20 protein-coding genes are annotated in these 21,728 nt (G+C 51.7%); 18 read left to right on the top strand and 2 right to left on the bottom strand.

Annotated elements, in window-relative coordinates; genetic code table 11:
* Nucleotides 1–315 precede the first annotated feature (315 nt).
* From GRF59_RS18850 to GRF59_RS29465, 3 genes are all read left to right on the top strand, one after another.
* On the top strand, nt 316–2,010 hold the full coding sequence (locus tag GRF59_RS18850; protein WP_160499273.1) for a DUF4127 family protein: 1,695 nt from the start codon (nt 316–318) through the stop codon (nt 2,008–2,010).
* 197 nt (nt 2,011–2,207) lie between these two features.
* Nucleotides 2,208–2,582 (top strand): hypothetical protein, encoded by a 375-nt coding sequence (locus tag GRF59_RS18845; RefSeq protein ID WP_160499272.1) that lies wholly within the window; start codon nt 2,208–2,210, stop codon nt 2,580–2,582.
* Between the two features lie 3 nt (nt 2,583–2,585).
* A complete protein-coding gene (locus tag GRF59_RS29465) occupies nt 2,586–2,753 on the top strand; it encodes a hypothetical protein (RefSeq protein WP_202128766.1) in 168 nt (55 codons plus the stop codon).
* On the opposite strand, the gene GRF59_RS18840 is transcribed toward GRF59_RS29465, so the two are convergent.
* A complete protein-coding gene (locus GRF59_RS18840; protein WP_160499271.1) occupies nt 2,743–3,060 on the bottom strand; it encodes a hypothetical protein in 318 nt (105 codons plus the stop codon). The genes GRF59_RS29465 and GRF59_RS18840 overlap by 11 nt on opposite strands.
* Nucleotides 3,061–3,228: 168 nt before the next feature.
* Complete coding sequence (locus GRF59_RS18835; protein ID WP_160499270.1) at nt 3,229–3,810, bottom strand: DUF6609 family protein; 582 nt, start codon at nt 3,808–3,810, stop codon at nt 3,229–3,231.
* A gap of 325 nt (nt 3,811–4,135) precedes the next feature.
* Here GRF59_RS18835 and GRF59_RS18830 point away from each other — a divergent pair, with 325 nt between their 5' ends.
* The 15 genes from GRF59_RS18830 to GRF59_RS18760 are packed head-to-tail and all read left to right on the top strand — an operon-like array spanning nt 4,136 to nt 21,719.
* Nucleotides 4,136–4,306, top strand: a complete 171-nt coding sequence (locus GRF59_RS18830; protein WP_160499269.1) for a thiazolylpeptide-type bacteriocin — start codon at nt 4,136–4,138, stop codon at nt 4,304–4,306.
* 56 nt (nt 4,307–4,362) lie between these two features.
* Entirely contained in the window at nt 4,363–4,536 is a 174-nt protein-coding gene (locus GRF59_RS18825; protein ID WP_160499268.1) for a thiazolylpeptide-type bacteriocin, read from the top strand.
* A gap of 54 nt (nt 4,537–4,590) precedes the next feature.
* Complete coding sequence (locus tag GRF59_RS18820) at nt 4,591–4,764, top strand: thiazolylpeptide-type bacteriocin (protein WP_160499267.1); 174 nt, start codon at nt 4,591–4,593, stop codon at nt 4,762–4,764.
* 48 nt (nt 4,765–4,812) lie between these two features.
* Nucleotides 4,813–7,329, top strand: coding sequence for a hypothetical protein (locus tag GRF59_RS18815; RefSeq protein WP_160499266.1), 2,517 nt, complete (start codon nt 4,813–4,815; stop codon nt 7,327–7,329).
* 31 nt (nt 7,330–7,360) lie between these two features.
* A complete protein-coding gene (locus GRF59_RS18810) occupies nt 7,361–8,440 on the top strand; it encodes a hypothetical protein (RefSeq protein WP_160499265.1) in 1,080 nt (359 codons plus the stop codon).
* Nucleotides 8,437–10,281 carry a YcaO-like family protein gene (locus GRF59_RS18805; protein ID WP_160499264.1) on the top strand — a complete coding sequence of 615 codons (1,845 nt, stop codon included), beginning with the start codon at nt 8,437–8,439 and terminating at the stop codon, nt 10,279–10,281. The genes GRF59_RS18810 and GRF59_RS18805 overlap by 4 nt, the downstream gene beginning before the upstream one ends.
* Nucleotides 10,282–10,312: 31 nt before the next feature.
* Nucleotides 10,313–11,176 (top strand): ABC transporter ATP-binding protein, encoded by an 864-nt coding sequence (locus GRF59_RS18800; protein WP_160499263.1) that lies wholly within the window; start codon nt 10,313–10,315, stop codon nt 11,174–11,176.
* Nucleotides 11,173–11,898: an ABC transporter permease gene (locus GRF59_RS18795; protein WP_160499262.1), complete on the top strand. Its 726-nt coding sequence runs from the start codon at nt 11,173–11,175 to the stop codon at nt 11,896–11,898. The genes GRF59_RS18800 and GRF59_RS18795 overlap by 4 nt, the downstream gene beginning before the upstream one ends.
* 5 nt (nt 11,899–11,903) lie before the next feature.
* Complete coding sequence (locus GRF59_RS18790; RefSeq protein ID WP_160499261.1) at nt 11,904–13,094, top strand: M20 metallopeptidase family protein; 1,191 nt, start codon at nt 11,904–11,906, stop codon at nt 13,092–13,094.
* Nucleotides 13,066–15,645: a lantibiotic dehydratase gene (locus GRF59_RS18785; RefSeq protein WP_160499260.1), complete on the top strand. Its 2,580-nt coding sequence runs from the start codon at nt 13,066–13,068 to the stop codon at nt 15,643–15,645. The genes GRF59_RS18790 and GRF59_RS18785 overlap by 29 nt, the downstream gene beginning before the upstream one ends.
* The gene (locus GRF59_RS18780) at nt 15,626–16,726 is read left to right on the top strand and encodes a hypothetical protein (protein ID WP_160499259.1); all 1,101 of its coding nucleotides are present in this window, start codon (nt 15,626–15,628) and stop codon (nt 16,724–16,726) included. The genes GRF59_RS18785 and GRF59_RS18780 overlap by 20 nt, the downstream gene beginning before the upstream one ends.
* Nucleotides 16,707–18,044, top strand: a complete 1,338-nt coding sequence (locus GRF59_RS18775) for a hypothetical protein (RefSeq protein WP_160499258.1) — start codon at nt 16,707–16,709, stop codon at nt 18,042–18,044. The genes GRF59_RS18780 and GRF59_RS18775 overlap by 20 nt, the downstream gene beginning before the upstream one ends.
* Nucleotides 18,041–19,978, top strand: a complete 1,938-nt coding sequence (locus tag GRF59_RS18770; RefSeq protein WP_160499257.1) for a TOMM precursor leader peptide-binding protein — start codon at nt 18,041–18,043, stop codon at nt 19,976–19,978. The genes GRF59_RS18775 and GRF59_RS18770 overlap by 4 nt, the downstream gene beginning before the upstream one ends.
* Nucleotides 19,979–19,993: 15 nt before the next feature.
* Entirely contained in the window at nt 19,994–20,908 is a 915-nt protein-coding gene (locus GRF59_RS18765; protein WP_160499256.1) for a thiopeptide-type bacteriocin biosynthesis protein, read from the top strand.
* A complete protein-coding gene (locus GRF59_RS18760; protein ID WP_160499255.1) occupies nt 20,892–21,719 on the top strand; it encodes a SagB family peptide dehydrogenase in 828 nt (275 codons plus the stop codon). Before GRF59_RS18765 ends, GRF59_RS18760 begins: the two co-directional genes overlap by 17 nt.
* Nucleotides 21,720–21,728: the final 9 nt, after the last annotated feature.

Genomic DNA, 21,728 nt, shown 5'->3' with positions numbered 1-21,728 from the left:
ATTTCATAGGTAGCATCCTTTTGCCCACTGCAACGGCTTGTAAAAGAACAGCAGTGGGTTTTTTAATGGAAAAAATGAGAACGTAAGTTCTTATTTTTATATTGCGTATGGTTACGGTGTATGATATTATGTTTTCAAGAAGGATACCAAATATTGCCTGAACCTTCACGTTTTGCGATACCAGATGTCCGGAAATCTGTGTGATGCATCCCGTCGAAATAGGCATCTTACATGTTTGAATGCATTCATTTTTTGATTTATTATATTGCGTTACGTAACGGTATATTATATTCCATCTGAAAAGGAGAGATTTTTATGAAAAAAGTTCTGTATGTACCACTGGACGATCGTCCGGTGAATTTGGATGATGTTGTCGTGCAGGGGAAAGCTGCCGGCATCCAAGTCATTGTTCCTGCTGCCGAGGATGTGAAAAACCGTTTAGATACGCAGGCGACTTCCACGGGAACGACACTTACGTCTACCTTTGCCCCGGTCTTTGGAAATACCTCGAACATTCGCCAGTTTATTGTGGATCATATGTCTGAAGCAGACGGATTCATCATCTCCACGGATATGCTCGCTTACGGGGGCTTGATTGGAAGCAGACGTTTCCGGACCAGCGGGGGAGGGACTTACCCCGATTATGACCCGGCGACAACCGGATTGTTGGACGTCATTCGCCAAATCAAGCAGTCTTGTCCCCATAAGCCCGTGTATGTGCTGGATACCATTATGCGTTTGGCGACGACTGTCTTTGTAGAAGGTTTGACCCAGGCAGCCTACGATGAGGCACGTGCCTTTGCACAACAGCCGAGACTTACGGCAACGGATTTTGAAGCCATCATGGCAGGGTATGACATCAAGCCCGACGGCACGAACTTCGGCGTCCCGGTTCATTTTGATAAAGAACAGTATTACAATGCCCGGCGCCACAAATTCAAAACGAATCATTATGTTCTGGATCAGCTGCTTCATGCGGGATACATTGATTTTCTAGCGATCGGCGTCGATGATTCTTATACGCAGGGCGTGCAGGCGAATGAAATTGCTTTCCTGGAAGGGTATGTGAATGACCATCTGGGCGGCAATGACGGTCAGAATCCAGGTAAAGTGATTATTCTCCCGGATGCGGACGGACTGGGATATTCCCTAATGGGGCGGATGGCAAGCCATCTGCACCGCTGCGGCTCCAAGCCGAGATATAGGGTGAAATACTTTGGACCTGACGGCTCGACGATTATCAATCCTTATGAATATATGAGCGTGCATGAGAATATCCAGCACCATGTGGAAATGATCGGCGGACGCTTTGTCACCTCCGGCCCGTGTGACGCGGAAATCGTCGGGATTACAAGCGCCAGCCAGGCTGCAGATGCCGTAAGCCATATGGAAGCCAACGACGCGAATCATGTGCCAACGATTGTGATCGACTTCGTCGGGGGCGGTGCGGCGGATGAAACGGTCACGCAGGCATTGCTGAACAGCCAATCAACAGGGGGGCTCCTTGGATACAGCGGCTGGAATACGGCAGGGAATAAGATCGGGCTTGCGCTGGGGATGGCTCAGTCCCGATATGCCTTCTTGGTAACGGAGAATCGTCCTCATGCCCTTGCTGACGCCGTTAATGCTCATGGCTCGCTGCTGTTCAAGCGGTTCCTGAAGGATTACTACTATAAAAAGTTAACTATTGCGGAAATCCGGACTTATTCAAGAGCACATGCTCTGTTTACCAATGTTCCGTATGCCGACCAGAACATGCGACTTTTCAACACGCCGGCAGATTATGAAGTGCTGGTCCAACTTCTGCGTGAACGGATGCAGACCAATACGGGGACGCTTGCGCAGCGGAACGCTTTCCTGCTGGGCACGTCACGCAGCATCCGGCAGATCAAGAAGCATGGCTGGACATATTCGAAATATGCCAACGCCGCCCTGGATTTCGACAATCCGGATTTTATCTGGGACCGTGCTTTTGAAATTACGCTAAGACCAAGTGTGACATTGCACTAATGAATCATGATGCATTCAAAAAAGGGCAGCCCTTGCTCAATCGGCGGGCTGCTCTTTTTTTATGGACTAGTATTCGTAGGAGCCATGTAAAGGATCTTCATCTTCAATGGACCGCACGGTTTACTTTCATCCGGATTAGTATATTGCGTAACGATACAATGCATACTATAATACAACCGGAAGCGAGGAGATTTAGAATGAAATATGGTCTCAATTTATTTGGATATACCGTCGATTGCGATTTAACGTTTCCGAATGGGAAAATGCACATGGAAATCGCGGAAGAAGACCAAGCTTCGCTGCGGGCCTATCTGCTGCGAGTACTGGTCAAATATGGGCGCGAGCCTAGGCAGAAGGATAGTCTGGACAACCTAATTCGGGATGCGATCGAGATTGAGAAGGGCATGAGCGGTCATTTAAGCGAACCCCGGATCAAGCTGCCTTATGAATTTCAGCCGGATATCAAAGAAAAGCTCATCGAAGCCGCTGAATTGCAGGAGATGTCTGCGACCCAGCTGCTCATTCGTCTCATTGAAAGAAAGCATCAGAGCGTGTTTGGGGAGGAAGGCTAAATCATGGCATACGGCAATAAAGTGAAATTTCATTATGATGTTCCGGTGTATATCAAGCAGATGCTGGCAGACACGGCCAAGAAATTAAACATGACCGCTACCGAGCTTCTTTCGAGGACCATTGAAGAGGAGTATGCGCGTGTGAAAGCCGAGAAGGACGTTAAGAAGTAATGTTCAGCTCCTCCGCCATTTTGGAGAGTTGTTGGATGCTGGAGAGCGGCAGACTTTCATAGGCATAGCCTGAGTCCCAGCGATCCGTAGAAAAGCAGTGGCACACGGTGTAACGCTCGACTGCATTTTGTTCGATGAGCAGCAGCTGAAATAGATCTTCATCTGCACACAGCTTGTAAAAATACTGCGAGTTGGTGTCGGTTTCCATCAGCAGGATGGCGGCTTTCCTGATTTGTTCCGGCAGACGGGAGCTCCATTCGCCATGGGCTGCGGCGGAGCATGCGGATGGATAGGTTATCGTGTTCATAGCGATTCCTCCAGTCTTTTGTGGCTAATAATGACATTAGCTCTAATAATGTACGAGTTGACCTTCATATATTTTACCAAACATACGTTTGTGGCAACGCCGAGTTTTCGGCTGAAAAAAAGGGATTTCCAGGCGTCTTTTAGACGACGGGAAATCCCTTTTGCCGTATTAATTGGCTGCCGGCGATTCATGCCGCATTTCAGCATATGCCGGTTTGCCCGAGAGAAGCAGATAAATACCGAAGACAAGCTTGATGCCGATATCGATATATGCGATCAGATGGAAGCTGACACCTTCATCGAGCATTCCGTATAGAGCATCCGCGGTGAGCAGCACGGCAATCACGAGCATGGCCGGCCCATGCACCCATGCCATCGGGATAAAATGCAGACCGATCGCAAGAAAAGCGCCCAACCAGATCAAGCGGTAATTGCCGTCGCCGAAATGGGGTCCGCCGATCAGCACCATGAGTACAAACATCAAAATGATGGAAAAGAGCAGCATACGGTTTTGCAGACGGCTTGGTTTGCCATAAGACAGCTTGCGGTTCACCATTTTATTGCCGAGAATGCCAAAGATTCCGATCACGTATCCAAAAGAGAAGACCGGCATCAGGATCAGCTGATCTCCGCCTGCCATCAGGCCTGCGAAGATCACCAGCGCCACCCAGATCAGCCATGCCCCGCAAACCCTCTTGTTCAAAAACTCCGTTGTCCATAATGTTCCCCCTGATGATGTCCGTTCCTTCATATTCCTGCCTCCCTTACATCTGGTTCAGTAACCATTATAGACCAGTTATATTGGCTTGAAACCCTGCATTTGAACCAAAAAAAACCGATTTTTCTCCTTCCTGAGTACCGCAACGCGATGGTTTTCGTATCCGCAATGTAAGCCGCAACGGATTTGTGGTGATCCCTAATAGGGTATTCGGTGAAGCATGTCAGAAGCTGTGTTACTCTTTTTACAGGAAGCAATTAACAAATGCACCAAGATTTTTTTGAAGGGAGACATTCCTTTGGGAACCTGCTTACACGTTAACTTGCCCCGAGCCCAAACGATAAGGAGGTGAACGTATATGAGCAACCTGAACAAGGAATTGAACAAAGAGCTGGAAAACTTGGACCTCGAATTGATCGAGCTGGACCAAGTCGAGGCGATCCCGTCTACGGCAGCAACAAGCGGCAGCGGCAGCAGTTCTACTTGTGGATCTTCATCCTGCTCTTCCTGCTCTTCATCCTGCGCATAGTCAGGGAGGAGGAACTTCGGAATCATTCTAATTCTAATTGTTAAGGAGATGTCTATATGAGCCAATCGTTGAACAAAGAACTGAACAAAGATCTGGAGAATCTCGACCTCGAGCTGATTGAACTGGACCAAGTGGAGGCCATTCCATCCACGGCGGCGTCCAGCGGCAGCGGCAGCAGTTCCACTTGCGGATCTTCTTCCTGCTCATCGTGTTCCTCATCCTGCGCGTAACTACGGATTTTCGTTCTAATCTTACTAAATTATAAATTTGAAGGAGATGTCTATATGAGCCAAACATTGAACAAGGAATTGAACAAAGAACTGGAAAACCTCGACCTGGAGTTGATTGAACTGGACCAAGCGGAGGCTATTCCCTCCACGGCGGCGTCCAGCGGCAGCGGCAGCAGCTCAACCTGCGGGTCTTCCTCCTGCTCTTCCTGCTCTTCCTCTTGTGCTTAATAACCCGGAAGCAGCTTGCGCATCACGGAAGCAACCTTCATTTATGATATGGATTCAAAAACCTTGGATGAGGCGGTTACCGCCGCTTCATCCAAGATCATTACCGGAGGAGGAGCCTTGGTGTCAGAGCCTTTCGTATTTATTCGGCAGAATCATCTGCCATCCCAATGCATGCAGAGCATCAAACAGGATTTTTACAGAATTTTTGACGGTTATCATGAAGAACTGACGGCTTATGCGAGGCAAAAGGAGAAGCTGCGGGAGCAGCTATCCGGGTGCATCGAGAGCGAGCCGGAAGCAAGAATCGCCTATATCCGCCTTCAGCAAGGACTGAAGAAAGGCAGAGTGGAGATCGACAAGATCCCCAAGCTGGACCGGGTAGACACGGATCTAGTCCAATCGATCCAGTCCCACTTACTCGGGAAACAGGAGCTTGACAGGAAGGCAGACAGCCTTCGGCGGCAATTCGAATGCCAACATAAACAGCAAGAGGAGCTGCTCTATGAGCTGTTCCGTACGCAGCGCAGTGTTCAAAATGCACTGTTGCTCACCAACTTTGAAATGTATTGTTCCTTGAACAATTCCTATAATTCCAAAAAATCAGGAAAGGTATGGAAAATAATGATGCGTTCCTTTGCCAAGACGGCCCCTCTATCTTCCTATACCTCCAACAGCATCTTGGGGGATAACAAAGCTGGAAGCCGCATCAACATGGCCCAGTGGATTCTACTGGCGCTGTTTGACTATTTTCTGCTGCTGCCCGAAGTCATCCGGATAAGCCGATTCCGGGTTGCATACGAACTGGAACCTGGTGGCAAAGCGCTTATGACAACCGGGTCCGGAGAACCGAAACAGGTCAGCCAAGGATTATATCAACGGGAGAAGCGACGCTTCCGAATGACGGACCCCCGGCTTCAAGAACTTTCCTCCGGAAGCATCGTCACATTCGGGGAGCTAGCTGCCATACTCGGCGAGGATTCCGGACAACTGGATCTGACCGTCCGGAAGCTGCTTGCCGCGGGTTATCTTCGGAATACGCTTGAGAGTAAGGCCGAGCATTTGACCCTTGCTTCGCTGATTGATGAGATTTCCTCCTTTCGGATTGCGTCGGAACGTCTGGACCGGCTGGTCCGTCATTTGGAGGCTTTGCATCAAATTGCGGGCCGAATGGAACAGACGGCAGAAGTGCATAGACGGGAGTCCTTGGTCCGGTCGGCACAAAAACATGTGGCGGACTGCTGCGAAACGGTTATGTGGAAGGGGAAATACCCATTGGACCCCTTTAACGAGGACAGCTACATGTCCATAAAGCCGCATGAGATCAAGCATGCGCTCGCAGCCGAAGAAGCGTTAGAAAAGTGGTCGGGGATTTTTCCTTTGTTTGATTACCGGTTGATGTTCCGGCGGTATATGGGGCATCTCTTAAAGGACCGGCTGCCTGCTTCGTACTCGGAGCTTCGCCAGACATTGTCCGGCTATGCGGATGTGTACGAGAAAGAGGCGGCTCCGCGCCGCTCCTTCCGCGGCACGCTCTTCGAAACCTCGGAGGACATTCTCCGGCATGAGCAATTGAAGGATCGGTACAGGGAACTATTGCGGCCTGCGGAGTCCGGAAAAGACGTGGCTTTGAATGCAGAAGATATTCTAGCTTTGAAATCGGGATTGAAAGAAATGGGTATCACCCGATCGGCGACAGCCCAGCTCCTCATTCAGCCGGCGAAGGATGGAAAGTACGTGGTGAATGACTTCAAGAACAGTTATCTTGCCTATTCCATCTACCATGATCCGGATCAGCATGAGCGTATTCTCCGGAGAATACGGGCGGTTTTGGAATGTGATGACGCCGTGTTATTGACCTATTCACCTTCCTGCGGATTTAACCCTAACGTAAACGGGTTTGCGGACCGGTTCTATTTGACGAATGAACCTCCCGTTATGGATAACGGGACATTCGGCAGGAAAGCGGAGCCGGTAGATTTGAACGAATGCCAGCTGGAATGGAATGAAGCACACAACCGTTTTGAACTTCGCGCAGAAAACCTGCGGGGCATTGCCCTCTATACGGGCAGTCTTGCGCCGGCATGCCTTCCTGAGGATTACCGGAATATCGCGCTCCTGAGCCAGTCCGGCTTCTTAAACGGCAGTGGCCTGGAGTACAACGAGATATCGCTTGACGATAGCCGGAAGGTGGGCCGAATCAGCGTGGGGGATCTAATCATTCAGAGGCGCAGGCATATTCTCAGCAGCGGTTTGATCGAGAACCTGACCTGTGATTTGGACGGTTATTCGGCTTTTCACGAGGTGCTGAAGGCCTATGGTATTCCGGTGTATTCCTTCGTAAGGTTGTTTCCGGTTCGCCAAGGCAGGCTTCATATCGAATACGGAGCGACGGGGATCCATAAACCGATTTTTTTTGACGCGGAAGAGCCGCTTTATTTCATCGAAATGCTGAAGCATATCCAGCGAAGCCGTAAACAGTACGGAGAGCTGGCGGTTGTATTGGAAGAGGCGCTGCCGAATCCCTACGAAACCGAATATACCGCTGAGTACGTGTATGAGATGTAAATAAGACCCGAATCTGAAAGGAGAGAGCAGGATGAGCCAAAGTCCAATACGGATTATCGACGGGCCGGACGGCGTTGAACTGCTGGGTGCCCAGCGGGCGATTCGCCTGAAAACGGCAAGCTACGATGATATCGTCCGCGTCTTTTCCAGGGTGAAGCCTGGAATTCGGGAAATGGCATGGGTCGATGGTGTCCGCGCCAAGCTGGCAGGCGATTCGGATATGCCTCATCTGCTGGAGCCGTATGAACTGGGCAGCCGCATTGTGCTGACGAAGGGAGCATGTCCCCGCTGCCTGGGATTACAGTATCCGGTATCCGGTGCGGTGAGATCCTTGCTTCCCGCCGCGCTGTTAGGCCGGCATTGGACAGGAAATCGCATCGTCCATCTGGATGAAGGAGGCCTCGTTTCGATCGCTGTACTGCCAGAAGTCGCTCATGCGGCATGCTGCCCGATTAGCAAGAGTGCGCTGGATCGACTGGAAGTGGAAAAGCGGGATGAGAGCGTACTGGAGCAGGAACTGGTCAAGGATGCGATCCGGTACGTAAATATCAGCTTCGACCGTTACTGGACGCTGACCGCAGACTTCGGGGAGCGCATCGTCCGCTTCGATGGCCCAAGCAAGAGACGCGTGCTGGAAGATATGTATGCTTACATGCTGCAGAACTGTTACAGCTACCACTCTCTATCGCCAGGACTGACGGCACGTGCCGCATACTTATTGGATATCAACAGCCATGGGTTGGCTGATGGAATAGAGAAGGAGCAAGGCATACTGGAAACGGCGAAATATCCGTTTTGGAAATCAGGGCCGGTATCGTTCCCGCCCTGGATGAAATACCAGCGGATTGAAGGGCTTATGGAGGTCTTCTCTGTGGAATGGAAGATGCGCGGAATCCTATGGAGAGCATTCGGAGAGGATCCAGAAGATGCGCTTTTCCGGCTGTGGAACCGGATGCGGGACCGGAAGTCGGAGGGATTGGAAGCATGCGAAGGCATGTACCGCCATGTCAGCCAAAACAGCGATGTCGGGAGAAGGATGCTGCTGCGGTATGAAGACGGCTTTTCCCGTAAATACGGTTTTGCTTTGCTGGGAGGGGGTGGTGACCCATGATCGGAGCATTGACGCTAGAGGACACCCTTCGGAAGCGGGAGAGCTGGACGGTACTCGATATCGGCGAGGAACGATTGCCCTGCTTCATTACTTACGGAGACCGTGCAGCGAATGCTGCTTCTCCGAAGCCAAGGCATCCGAGGTTTGCGATGCTGCATGTGGATGCCCATGAATGCATCATCGGTCCGGTCTTTCAATATGAAGAGATGGGTTGTCCGGATTGTTTCCTGAAACGTAAGGCGACTAATCTGAGGGATCATGAGTATCGTCTCGGAAATGCACAGAGCCTTCTTTTCGGAGACGTTCAGATGGATGTGAGTCTCGTACTGGCAGGCTTTCGGATGCTTCTCGGCAATGCCGGACATTCCGGCAGGCTCGATTATTACCGGCTGGATGGACGGGAACAGATGAAGCGGCTGAGCTATTGGCCCGCCGAACGCTGCGACCGCTGTTCCGAAGGAGCGCCACCGGACGATGCCCGGGCGTTTGAATCGGCCTTTCGTGAGCAGCTGATGTATGCATACGGTGACAGCTACCGCAAAGAGGATACCCGCTTCCCTGAAGAATTGTTCAGTCCGGATAACGCGGATTCCAATTTCATTGTGTATAAAGACCGGAACACCCAATCTTTTTTCTCGGTTTCAACCTTTTTCAGGGTCGGACGGGAAGAGAAATACGGCATAGGCATTGGCAGTACGACGGATTACAAGTCCAGTGAACGCAAGTCGCTTTTCGAAGCGCTCGAACGGTACGCGGGTATGCATCCCCGCGGCAGGGAGCGATGGAGCATCTGGGCAAGTTACGAGGGGGTGCGGCAGTCCGGCCGTCACGCGATTGACCCTACTGTTTTTATTGATGACGTGACGGGCACAGCCAGCAGCCTCATCACCTACACAGCAGATCAGGTTTTACCTTGGATAAACGCCTACTCATGGAACCAACGTCAGGCAGTATATATCCCGGAAAGCCTTGCTTATTACAAAATGGACCAGGGCTATAAAGGCGCCAGACAACGCGTGTATAAAGGGAACTCCAACGGCAATGCGCTGGGGACCGGAATCTTGGACAGCGTATACTACGCCTGCCTGGAATTGATAGAACGGGATGCATTCCTCAATCACTGGTATTTGCGTCACACTCCGGCAGGTATCAAGCTGGAATCGATCGGGAACGAGCGGATCCGGTACATGATCGGCAGGCTGGAACTGCTGGGATACAGCGTTAAGCTGTTCGACATCACCATGGACACCGGCATTCCCGTCATATGGGCGCTGTGCCTGGGGCAATCTCGCGACCAATTCGCGGCGTATTGCACGTCAGCGGCTCATCCGGATCCGGAAAAGGCGGTCTTGAACGCTCTCGAAGAAATGCTTCTCGCCATGGAATATTACGATACGCATACCGATGAAATCCGCGAGAAAGCAAAGCGAATCCGGCAGGAGGGCGTGCGTGAGGTAGAGGACCATCCGATTCTGTATTATTTGCAAGAAGAAAGGCATCACTTCGATTTTCTGTTCGATAGCCGCATGGAGGACTTCCGGGAGCGTTTTGCAGAGGATTACGAAAAGCTTCATCATTGCGTGATCGATCTGGCCGAAGAGACGGCTGGATTGCTTGACCGGTTGAGCAACCTGTTCGGCGATGTCCTGCTCGTCCGGCAAACGCCGGAGGGATACACGCATATCGGTCTTGAAGCGGTGAAGGTACTGATTCCCCATCTGCAGCAGCTGTGGTTCGGAGAAGAGCACCGGGTTCTGAGCATGAAGCGTCTGCAGGCGGCTGCCCTTTTCTGGGAAAGACCGATGGGTGACATTCAGCTAGCACCGCATCCGTTTCCTTAAATCAATAATAATGGGAAAGAAGGAGATATTCATGTTATTAACATTTAATAACGTTCAAAAGAAGTTCAAGGAAAAACAGGTGCTGGCGGGAGTGACTTTCGAGATCGACGAAGGGGAGAGCATCGCGTTGATCGGCCCGAACGGTGCAGGCAAAACGACCATGATCCGTTCCACGCTAGGTCTAGCCCCCATTGACGGAGGAGAAATTGTTCGCAATTTCGATACGCGCAAAGATGTGGGCGTCATGCTCCAGCACGATTTATTCCCGGATAATCTGCGGGTCAAGGAAGTGATTGAGCTTCACAAAAGTTACAGCAAATCCAAAGTCAGCACGAATGTCCTACTTGAGGCAGGCGACCTCGTCAAAGAGGCCAAGTCCATGGTCCAAAGCCTGTCAGGTGGACAAAAACGGCGGCTGTCGTTTGCCCTTTCGCTTGCCGCCGATCCCAAGCTGCTGTTCCTGGACGAACCGACCGTTGGCATGGACGTGACGGCCTGCCGGATGTTTTGGAATAAAATCCGCGAAATTCAGGAGCAGGGCAAATCCATTTTTGTCACCTCCCATCATCTCGACGAGCTGAATGATTACTGTCGCCGGTTTATTTTTCTGAAGGATGGGAAAATCATCGCTGACGTTCGCAAAGAGGATCTCAATACCCAGAAGGTTATTGTGGTTCACCACGCGTCTGCAGAGGAGGCGGTGGACCTTCAGCGCCAGTTCGGCGGCTTGGTGGAGGACCGCAAGCTGTATGTGATGGACCCGAATAAGCATTCCATTCTCTGCTCGTATTTGCAGCAGCAGGGGATTACGTTCGAGGAACGGCTGAAGGAAGTCAAGGATTGCTACCGTGAGATCTATGATATCAAGGAAGAAGAAGGAGTGAAGCAGGCATGATGACCATTGTCCGCTATGAAATTTTAAAGGTGCTGCGCAATAAACGTTTCGTATTTTTTACGCTCATTCTGCCGCTTGTTTTCTTGGTGGTGCTGAACGCATTCGTGAAGCCGGATTCGGATCAGGGTCAGTACATTACGTATCTTGCCGTATTCTGTACCTTGTTCGGAACGGCCGGCAGCGGACTGAACACGCTTAGTACGCGCGTATCCAAGGAAAAGTCCTACATCGGAAGCATCTATGCGGTGACGCCTTATTCCCCGGGCAAATTCATTTTCGTTACGGCGTTTGTCCAGCTCCTGCTCAATGTGCTGATTGCCGCAGTGATTATCGTTTTCGGTCTTGCGGTGTTTCATCTGAACATAGACGGCATGCTGCTCAAAATGGAGCTGCTCGCTCTGTACTCCAGTCTGTATTACATCTTTATCGGACTGACCCTCGGCTTTTTGCTGGATGTCGTTTCGCTCCAATCGATTTCGTTTCCATTATATATGGGGTTCATGGCGATGAATCTCACGAAGGATCTCGGACTCAAGCTTCCGGACTTCATGGTCCATATTCAAAAGTTCTTCCCCGGCTATTACCTGAACAAAGCGGTAGGGACCATATCCATCGGTGGCGATGCCATGCGCGACATTGGGATGCTTACGCTGAACATCGTGGTCCTTCTGGTAGTTACGCTGTTTGTCTATCGTTATAAAAGAAACACGATTACCGGGTAATCGCCATGGTGGAAGTATATGAGGAGCTGCGGCGGATTCGGAGGGACCTTCATCAAATTCCGGAGCTTGCGGGAGCGGAAAGCCAAACTCGCGGTTACATTGAGCGTTATATCCTGCAGCATACGCGGCAGATCCGGATCGATCATCATTCGGAAAAGGGTTTGATCGCCTGTTATGACGGCGGACCGCAGCTTCCAACGGTTGCTTTCCGCGCCGAGATGGACGGCTTGCCGATCCAAGATGCCAAGGAGGTAGCTTACAAAAGTCGCCATGAGGGCATTCATCACGCCTGCGGCCATGACGCCCATATGGCTATTGTGCTGCAGCTTCTGAGATGGGTGGATGAGTCAGCGCCCCGGGTGAATCTAATCTTTATCTTCCAGCCGGCAGAGGAGGTATGGGGAGGAGCGAGGGAACTGATTCCCCTCCTCCAGGGCCGGAACATTGCCTATATGTTCGCTCTTCACGTTACCCCCGATCTGTATCCGGGATACTTTTCGCTCCGAAGCGGTCCTGCGCTGGCCGGCTGCTTGACGGCCGAGCTGGAGCTTGAACTATACGCGGGGCATGCGGCGGACCGGCAGGATTTTATGGCAGTGCTGGCAGAGGTGCATGCTTTTCAACAGTCTTACAACGACGGACGACGGTTATGCAGGATCACTCATGTGGAAACGAACGGCTACTATAATGTCATACCTGATCGTCTGCAGCTGTTTCTATCGTTTCGGTCTGCAGACGAAGAGGTGAACCGTAACGGCTACGGGCAACTGCTGCGTAAGCTTGGCGGTGCCGAAGCCGTGCGAGGCATCCGGTCAAGCCGGGTGATTTCGGAGTATCCGGCTTATGCCAACGATCCCATTTTGACCGATCGAATCCAGGGGCTTCTCGGCAAGAGATTCGGAACCGGATACGTGCTGGAATCCCCGTTTCTATTCTCCAGCGACGATTTTGCCTTTTATGCCAGGGATCTACCAGACGTCAGAACATGTTACTACTTCATTGGAGCATACATACGTGAGCATAACGCGGTGCATACCGCGCAGTTTGATATCGGCGAAACGGCGCTTCTGTATGGCTATGAAAGCTTCCGGGCCGTAATCCGGATGTTTGAGCAGGCCGGGCAGCGTGCCGCAACACCCCCAAATTCGGAAGATAGGAGTGATAAGGATGAAAGTATCTCCCCTCTACATATATAGGGAAACCCATTTTCCGCTTGAGCGGGTCGCCCGGTATATGGGCGATCTGGCGGAAAGGTACGGGTCGGCCAAGGCGCAAAAGGCGAAGTCCGAACGGCGTATCGGAGCGGTCACCGAGGAGATGGAGCGGCAAATTGGCCGCATCGAAGAAGACGGGGACCGGATGGAAGCCATCCGTTTCAAAAGGGATTTCTTTAACGGACGTGTCTCGGCCGTGGCGCGCTACGAGCGGATCAAACATGTGTTTTCTCCGGAGGTCCGGCAGGAAACGGAGCAGATTTTCGAATCCCGAGAGGCAGCGCAGAAGGGTTTAGCCGCTATTGAAGCGGAGTTTGAAGCTTGTTCCGAAGATGACCGGGAATGGCTCCAGCACGTGTATCGCGAAGACAGCGAGCTGCGCGACGCCGTTATGTTCATGAATAGCGCGATCGTCCCCAAGCTGGAAAAGTATTTGCAGACGCCCGTGAAACAGCATGACCGGAGCCTGCGGAAGCTGGACTATACGCTCATCAAATTTTTGACGCGCGCCAGCATGAAAACCAGTCCGTTTGCGAATTTGACCTATTCGGGCATGGGAAACTTCAACGGCCCGGAACAACACGGCGTGAAGAGGTTGTACCCGCGCATCAATGATTCTATTTTACTTCAGGTCTTTGACAAGCTTTGCCTTGATCCGGAACTCATAATCCGTCTTGAATACCGCCTTAATGCCACTTGCGTGGAGCTGGAGGGCAAATATTATATCACCGTGCTGCAAAACTCGAAGGGAGAACGCCAGCTGTACAAATCAAGGCAGGGACTGGTCACGCTCCGTTCCAATGAAGCCTTCAGGACGTTATTCGGCAAATTATCCGTGCAATCGGCGCTGTCTTATGACGATATGAGAGAGACCTTCACCAGCCTCGGCATCGATGAAAGCAAGGCGGATGATACGCTGCTGCACCTGATCCGAAACGGCGTTCTGGAACGTACCGATGTATTGAATGAACAGGCTGGCGAACTTTTGGGCGAGCTGATTCGTAAATTGGAACGTTACGGCCTGGAGCATCCGTGTCTTGAGGTGCTTAAGAGTCTGCGCCATCTGACCGGACAATTGACGGATAATTTCGACCGCAACATGGTCGAGCGGCTGTATGAAGGCTTGGAGGAATTGTCCGCGATGTGCGGAACGGAAGCGATGCCTCGCCGGAGCATGCTGTATATTGACGGCATTGATGAAACGGTGACCACCCGCAGCTTTCGGGAGCAGGAGCATCGTTTAAATAGACTTTCCCAGTATCAACAGCTGATGATGTGTTTTGACACCGTAGTAAAGATGCAGTTTGCCGCGGGAGAGTTTTTCAGGCAGCACTATGGCAGCGCCTTTGTTCCGGCCAATTCGCAGGAGGCCTCTAAGGTACTAAGGGATATGGCCGAGGTCATCTTTTCAGATATGGAAATGATGAAGGAAACATATGGTTTCTTCAACTGGAAGAAGGCCTATATGCATCCGCGCATCCGCCAGCTGCACGAAACAGCGGGACAATTGGCCTCTTTTCTGAATCATGCCCCCGATGAGCAGGAGATTGTCATCCCAGATGATCAGCTGAACAAGTGGCTGGGTCAGATTCGGGAGGTTCTGGGGGAACGGCTTCTATCCCATTCTTTTTTCGTACAGGAAGACGGGGAACACATGGTAGTCAACCATATGTATAAGGGATTTTCGATCTATTTTGCGAGATTCCTCAAATATCTGAAGGATACGGGGCAGGCATACCCGGATTATCTCAGCGAATGCTTTGACCGCAACCGGGTCGCAGACATACGCAATACCTTCGGGTTTAATGCCAATATCCGCAAACGGACCGTGCAGCGTGAAATTGCGCTTCCGATCCAGTCGATGACCGAGTCGGACCAATTTCTGTCCTGGCTTGACCTTGGCCTCCGTTATAATGCCTCGACGGGCAGTGCGGAGTTTTTCGAGCAGGAGAACGGCGAAACGATCCGTCCCCAGTTTCTCGGTACTTTGGTCCTTGTCGCCGCGCCGGCGATCCTCACGACATTCGACGTGCTCTCCTCCCATGGAACCAGCTATTTCGATTTAGGGGAGCTGGTCATCCATGAAAGGATGAAGGAAGCGGGAATGAATCAAAGTGACGTCATTCACGTACCGCGGATCAGCCTTGGGGATCATGAACTGATCGTCTCTCGCGCCAAGTGGTTGATTCCCTCGCGTACGCTGCTTGAATTGCATAAGGAAAAGGACCGTTTCGGCTCCTGGCAGCGCGTCCTCGATTTTGTGGAGGAACACGGAATTCCTCTCCGCTTTTATGCCCGTGCGTTCATAACGGACATGAAGGACATGTCCGAAGGCGGCGAACGGAAGCCGCAGTTTATTAATTTGTCCTCGCCGCTGCTGTTCCAGCTGTTCATCCAACAAGCGGGCAAGACGGAATATCTCGTGATCGAAGAAGAATTTCCGGTCGCAGATCCGCAGCAGGGCTGCGTGAGGGAATATACCTATGAAATTACCTGCGGGGAGGCGTATGGCGATGCGGCTGCGAACCATTAGCTGCTTCTTGTATGACAGTGAGGCAGCGGCTTTATTAATACAGAGCTTGATCCGGTATATCCATGCGGGAAGCCTGAAGAATGTCATCCTTCAGAAGGGGTGGGCACACGGATTTCATATCAAGACGATTATTCCTTTGTCGGAAACGGATGAGGGACTCGAGCAGACGATCCGGCGTACGGCGGAACGCTATGCGAAGGAACGGAGTACGGAAGAGTATGAGAAATACGAGCAGATGCTTCATAAGCTTGCCAGGATGGAAGCCTACTCCGGCGATTATTTACCCTTGTACCGTGACGGGGAAGTCATTGTGGAGGAAGTGGATCAGCTGACAAGCGGCAATCCGCTGTGCAGCGCACGGATCAATTACGGAATCGAACTGCTGAAAAGCCAATTGTTTACGGATATATATGAGGAATGGAAGAGGCTGTCCGAAGACAAGCAAAACGTGGAGTGCGCCAAGATGTTCCTGATTACAGGCAGCGGAAGTCCAGGGGGCCTACAGGTGGGTTATCTGTCCCTGCGCTCCAACTTCGAATATTTCAAAACGCAGCTGGATGAGATGAAAATGGAGGCCGCTGTGGAAAGAAAAATTAGGGATGCCTTAATGAGCAGAACTCAGGTGGAGAAGCAGTTTATCACTGAAGGGGTCCAAAAATTCTCAAAAGGCCAGTATGAACGGGAATTCATGTTTGAACGGCTGGGCATTTTTATCCGTTCACTTACTTCCATGCTTGGTCAGGCCTATGATGACGGCGAACTGAAAGAGGAGAAACTTGCGCATGGGGACGACTTTTTTGAACGTCATGATCAGGTGAGTGATTTCCATCAGACGTTTTACTCCAATCCTCAGTTTCTCCAGCATTATCACGACCGCGGTTTCATTGTTTACCGTTTCGTGGCATCCGCCCTATACTCGCTGATGCCGATGCTCGGAATATCGCCGCTGAGGCGGCAGAGGATTACGGGGTTGGTGGCAGAGTGCGTGGAATGTGGCTTTGATATGGATTGGCAGGATGCGTACCGCAACCTGGAAATGAAAATGGCAGGTGAAAGCGATCATGGCAAACTGGTTCATTAAACAGGAAGATAAACTCTTTGTATATGAAAAGAAGGGGCTTCATCGTTTGCATATGCCTCCGGAAACCGAGCAGATTTTGAGGAAGTCCGTATTTGACGGCAACGACAGCAGATTGGTCCCGATTGAACAGTCATTAGCAGACCGCCTGCTGAAGAGGAGCACGGGAAGCGGGTCCGGTGCTCAGCTTCCCGGCAAGGCGGCCGCTATCCGCATTGCCGAATCGCTACAGCCGCCGGTTCCGGGCGCATGGCAGATGCTGCATCTTGATGCAGCCCGATCGGTTTTATTCAGAAACGTCACGGCGATGAACTTCGCGGAGCTGTTAGCTGCTGCAGAGAACGGTGGGCGGGTGGAAAACGATGACCTTCTGCTGGATATCTATGCCGGTCATATGGCGGTCGCGGGAAGCTTCCATGCCGAAGATGCCGGCAAGCCAGATGCCAAATGCGTTCTGCTCCTGAGCAAGACAGGCAAGCAAATGGCCGTGCAGCAGGAAATGCTGAGTGACTATCCGATTGAGTCATGCGACCTGATGGATGTGCTGGCGAAAAGCCGGGTCTCCGGTTGGACGGATATGATAGACGCGATGGAAAAACTGGAGGGACGGATCGTTCCGAATTTCTTATATCGATCGAATGCATGGAGCCAGGTGCCCTACAAGCTTGCCCAGGCGGAAGACGGTAGCTTCTTCGCGGGAGAATCGGGCGCAGAGCAGATCGTATATGCTTCCTGCCGTAATCTGGAGCTGCTGCTTAAACGCATGGATCCGGATTCGGAATGGCTGGTGACAGCCGGACGGGAGCACGGGTTAAAGAGATTGGCCCAATTCCTGCTGGAACACGAGGTAGAGGGGCCCGATCAGCTACTGAGGGATATCATTTCATATAAAAATACGACCCATGATCGTCGGATTCATGCCATGATTGACCGTTTTGTCCCCGAAGCGGATACGCTGCAGATTTATGTAGAGCATGCTCTTGGCAGTCCGATCTGGGCGGCATCTGCCGGTTATCAGGGAAGGGCATGGACGGACAAAGTCTATGGCATTTCGTCAGATCAGGTTGTTCATGAAGCTCTTATCCGCTTCTATGCGTTGGTCCGTCAAAATGGAATCCGAAATGAAGAGCCGGGTACCTTTCAGGTTCACGGAGAAGAGGACTCTAGCATGGAAAAAGGGGAGTTTACGGGAGATCCTGCAGCAGCGCTGGCCAAGTACGTGTCTGCAAAATATGAAACCGGGCTTGTGTTAGTGTCTCATCTTCATCAAATCGGCATATCCATGATGCGCTTACGCAGCAAAGGGAGGGGAGAGGCATGAAGGAGCTTGTCCTGTATGAATCGGAAAGCTTGCTGCTTCAGGAAGTGTTGCAGGAATTGGAGCGCCGCGGCATGCTCTACCGTCTGACCCAAGAGCGGCAAGATAAGCATGGCCGTATTCTTCATGTGATTACGGACGGTCTGGCAGAGGAGGTATTCGCCCCTTTTTATCGGGCTGCTTCACCAAGCTCAGGCGGAGTTTTTTTCTATCATCAGCTGCTGAATACACTGCTTGTGGGTCCATTTTTCAAGGGCGGGGACGAAGCATGTTTGGCATGCATGAACCGCAGGCTTCAAGCTGGAGGGAAGGAAAACCTGATTTCTTTGGTATACGGGGAGCGGAATTCGTATTCACCTCACCCCCAGTCGGCTGAGTTTATTGTCGATCTGATGGAAGCTGGCCAGCTATCAAGAGAACTGCCGGAACGGTATGCCGGGCGGGTAGAGCATGTCCAGTTTGACGCGCTGAGGGCTGATTCTTACCTGTTGAATCGTCACGGGAACTGCCCGATATGCGCACCGGAGGCTCCGAAGCGCTCGCAGCCCTTTATCAATGGATTCCAAAGCCGCTTGAAACCGGATGGCCGCACATACCGTCTTCATTCCAAGTTGGAGACCGGAGCGATTCTGCAGCGCTGGTTTGACCGGGATAGCGGGACGATTACGCACACTTACCGCGAGCTTCGCTCTTCGATGATCGAAGCCGGAGGCATGGAAATTCGTGTGAATTCATCCTATGTGGAGACCGGGTTTGGGAGGGCATACCGCCGGCCGGATGCCGAGAAACTGGGAGTGCTGGAGGCGGTTGAGCGTTACTGCGGCATGTGTGACCGCAAGTCTTCTCCAGCCGAGAAGAGATCCTATGATGAAGTCAGGGATCAGGCTGCCGATCCGGCGGATTTCGGTCTGCATGATGCTGCGGACAGGGCGCATCCGGCATTTCGCCTCAAGACATACTCGGAGGAATTGCCCGTATACTGGACGCCTGCCTATTCGGTGAAGGAGCACCGCGAAGTGCTTGTCCCCGAACAACTGGTTTATTATGCCGACGGCCACTTTAGACAATCGTCCAACCGGTTCGTTTACGACAGCTCGAACGGCTTGGCGTTAGGAAGTACCCCGGAGGAGGCCGTTTTGCATGGGTTGTTTGAATTGATAGAACGCGATAATTTCCTGTGTGCTTGGTATAACAGGCTTGCGCTTCAGGAGCTCGATATCGAGGATACGGGGCTGGATGAACTGAAGCAAATCATGTACTTTTTGGAACTGGAGGGCATCCGGATACGCTTCTTCGACATTACGATGGAGCTTCCGGTTCCAAGCGTGTGGGCGGTAGCCTATGATACTCGCGAAAATGCAGTTATGAAAGCTTATAATGCAGCCGCGGCTCATTTTGTGCCTGAGAAAGCCATTGAGTCGGCAGCGATGGAAGTGATTACCTCGCTTCCGATATACGAAGATGCCTTGCGCCGGGATGAAGCCATGCAAGAACGCGTCTTGCAGCTGACGGGGCATCCGGAGGCCGTAACCGAGTTCGAGGATCATGTGCTGTATTACGCCAGCGAACAAAACTGCAGAGGCTTGGACTTCGTGCTGAATGTGGATGAAGCGAACAAGCAGTCGGTTCGGCGGGTGTACCAAGATCTGTTCTATGAAAGCGATCGTTTTACCGATGATGACCTGGCGAAGGATCTCGAAGAGTTATTCTCCGAGGTGATCAAGCATTATAAGAACATGTACGTGGTTGACGTGACACCGGATGAAGTCGCAGGATTTGGTTTTTACGCGGCCAAGGTGCTGGTACCGGGCATGCTTCCGATGACCTTCGGACACCAGCATAAACGCGTCATTACGGAACGGCTGGTGCGCGAACGATTACGGCGGGGTCTGAAGGAGGATTTTGAAATGAATCCTGAGCCGCATCCATTTCCATGAAGGAGGAGATTTCAATTGGAGTCCTGGAAAAGTGACCGAATTTATTATCAGAATTATGCCAATTATGACGGACTGATCATGCGACTGGCTGAAAGGCTGGAGAAGCTGGTAGAGGATGGACGGATATCCAAGTGGTTTTTCCTCCGGTATTGGGAAGATGGACCGCACATCCGCATCCGCTATCTTTCGGAGGAAGAGCTGGCGGCGGATCAGCTGTTTGACGAAGCCAAGGCATGGATCAAGCAGCATCCCACTGAACGCAAGCTTACGAAGGAAGAGTATTTCCGCCACCATAAGTTTGACGGCGATCCCCTTGCCCTGGAGCAGCAGGAATGGTATGAAGAAGGCGATATTATCGCAAAGCCCTACGAACCCGAATACGATCGGTATGGAGGGAAAGCGCTGATGCCGCTGACCGAAACGCTGTTTCTCGAATCCAGCCGGCTGGCGGTCCTGCTGCTGAAGCTCATGAGGGAGTCATCTTTCACCGCACGTTTATTGGTGGCTATGACGGTGGTCCAAGAGCTGGCGGAGGGCTGCTTCGAAAATATGCCGCGGCTCGGAGCCGTCCAATCCTATTACCGCAAATCCGCAGACAGCTGGAAGCGCCTGTATCGGCTCGAAACGATGGATCTTCCCGACCGGTTGGTGCAAGGGATAAGCAATAACCCCCGGTGGAAAGAGGCGGTTGTTCGTCTTCTCTACGCGGACGGGGAGTATGACAGAATGAAGGGCCGGCTGCTTGCCGGATATGCATCGATTGGGGATGCGCTGGAGGATGAGCAGCAGATTCGGGCGATTATCTACTCGCATCTTCATATGCTGAATAATCGCCTTGGCATCGGACCCGAATATGAATATGCCCTATATGAAACGCTATGGAGCTTGGGTTCCAAACAGGAGGTGGGTTTGGATGCAATTATCTCATAAGGACATTTCCGAATTTTATGATTATGATCTGCTGTTCGAAGAACTGGCGAACAGCGAGCCGCGTTCCGTCGCTTGGCGTTACAACCAGCGGCCGCTGGATGATTATGAATTCTCCAAGCACGAGGTACCGCTGGCGGATTTCCAGGATAAGATCATGCTTGAACGGGAAGAGGAATGGCCGGAGGAAATGATCAGCGGGCTTGATCAGCTCCTGCTTGAACGAAGATCCACATTCGTCAACGGCATGGGTGCAAAGTGGTCCTTATCGGATGTGAGCGCATTGTTGACCTGGTCTGCGGGTGTCCGGGATATTCATCGGCACATGGGCAGCCAGGGGACCGAAGAGGTCATTACGATGCGAACCTATCCCTCGGGCGGTGCGATGTACTCTATCAAATTGTATATGTATATCCGGAATGTAGAGGGACTGGAGGATGGCGTGTATTACTATGCCCCCCTTCAAAAGGAGCTGTACCGTTATGGGGATGCGATTTCCATGGAGCAGCTTGAACGTATGCTGCCGATGACGCTCTACAAGACCGATGCACGAAGCTCGATGCTGGAAGGCGTGTCCATACTGTTGTTTTTCATTGCGGATCTGCAGTACAGCTTCAAAAAGTACGGACGCCTTTCTTACAAGCTCTCACTCATTGAATCGGGGCATATTGCCCAGAACATCCAGCTTGTGAGCACAGCGCTGAAGAAGCATACGCTGCCGATCTGCGGTTTCTTCGCGGATAAGGTGGAAGAGCTGCTGCAGCTACGCGAGCAAAAATACAAGCACTGCGTGTACGCTATGATACTGGGTTAAAGGAGGAAC

Origin of the sequence: Paenibacillus dendrobii (assembly GCF_009807035.1) — a bacterium.
In the GTDB taxonomy this organism is placed as follows: domain Bacteria; phylum Bacillota; class Bacilli; order Paenibacillales; family Paenibacillaceae; genus Paenibacillus_AQ; species Paenibacillus_AQ dendrobii.
Note: the sequence above shows the minus strand (reverse complement) of the source record. Positions and strands in the feature narration are given on the sequence as shown.

What these genes read in the sequence shown, in the direction of transcription:
- GRF59_RS18760 (WP_160499255.1), top strand. Translation starts at nt 20,892, where the DNA reads ATGCAATTATCTCATAAGGACATTTCCGAATTTTATGATTATGATCTG.
- GRF59_RS18785 (WP_160499260.1), top strand. Translation starts at nt 13,066, where the DNA reads ATGAAAGTATCTCCCCTCTACATATATAGGGAAACCCATTTTCCGCTT.
- GRF59_RS18805 (WP_160499264.1), top strand. Translation starts at nt 8,437, where the DNA reads ATGATCGGAGCATTGACGCTAGAGGACACCCTTCGGAAGCGGGAGAGC.
- GRF59_RS18830 (WP_160499269.1), top strand. Translation starts at nt 4,136, where the DNA reads ATGAGCAACCTGAACAAGGAATTGAACAAAGAGCTGGAAAACTTGGAC.
- GRF59_RS18790 (WP_160499261.1), top strand. Translation starts at nt 11,904, where the DNA reads ATGGTGGAAGTATATGAGGAGCTGCGGCGGATTCGGAGGGACCTTCAT.
- GRF59_RS18835 (WP_160499270.1), bottom strand. Translation starts at nt 3,810, where the DNA reads ATGAAGGAACGGACATCATCAGGGGGAACATTATGGACAACGGAGTTT.
- GRF59_RS18810 (WP_160499265.1), top strand. Translation starts at nt 7,361, where the DNA reads ATGAGCCAAAGTCCAATACGGATTATCGACGGGCCGGACGGCGTTGAA.
- GRF59_RS18770 (WP_160499257.1), top strand. Translation starts at nt 18,041, where the DNA reads ATGAAGGAGCTTGTCCTGTATGAATCGGAAAGCTTGCTGCTTCAGGAA.
- GRF59_RS18840 (WP_160499271.1), bottom strand. Translation starts at nt 3,060, where the DNA reads ATGAACACGATAACCTATCCATCCGCATGCTCCGCCGCAGCCCATGGC.
- GRF59_RS18775 (WP_160499258.1), top strand. Translation starts at nt 16,707, where the DNA reads ATGGCAAACTGGTTCATTAAACAGGAAGATAAACTCTTTGTATATGAA.
- GRF59_RS18800 (WP_160499263.1), top strand. Translation starts at nt 10,313, where the DNA reads ATGTTATTAACATTTAATAACGTTCAAAAGAAGTTCAAGGAAAAACAG.
- GRF59_RS29465 (WP_202128766.1), top strand. Translation starts at nt 2,586, where the DNA reads ATGGCATACGGCAATAAAGTGAAATTTCATTATGATGTTCCGGTGTAT.
- GRF59_RS18820 (WP_160499267.1), top strand. Translation starts at nt 4,591, where the DNA reads ATGAGCCAAACATTGAACAAGGAATTGAACAAAGAACTGGAAAACCTC.
- GRF59_RS18825 (WP_160499268.1), top strand. Translation starts at nt 4,363, where the DNA reads ATGAGCCAATCGTTGAACAAAGAACTGAACAAAGATCTGGAGAATCTC.
- GRF59_RS18845 (WP_160499272.1), top strand. Translation starts at nt 2,208, where the DNA reads ATGAAATATGGTCTCAATTTATTTGGATATACCGTCGATTGCGATTTA.
- GRF59_RS18780 (WP_160499259.1), top strand. Translation starts at nt 15,626, where the DNA reads ATGCGGCTGCGAACCATTAGCTGCTTCTTGTATGACAGTGAGGCAGCG.
- GRF59_RS18795 (WP_160499262.1), top strand. Translation starts at nt 11,173, where the DNA reads ATGATGACCATTGTCCGCTATGAAATTTTAAAGGTGCTGCGCAATAAA.
- GRF59_RS18850 (WP_160499273.1), top strand. Translation starts at nt 316, where the DNA reads ATGAAAAAAGTTCTGTATGTACCACTGGACGATCGTCCGGTGAATTTG.
- GRF59_RS18815 (WP_160499266.1), top strand. Translation starts at nt 4,813, where the DNA reads ATGGATTCAAAAACCTTGGATGAGGCGGTTACCGCCGCTTCATCCAAG.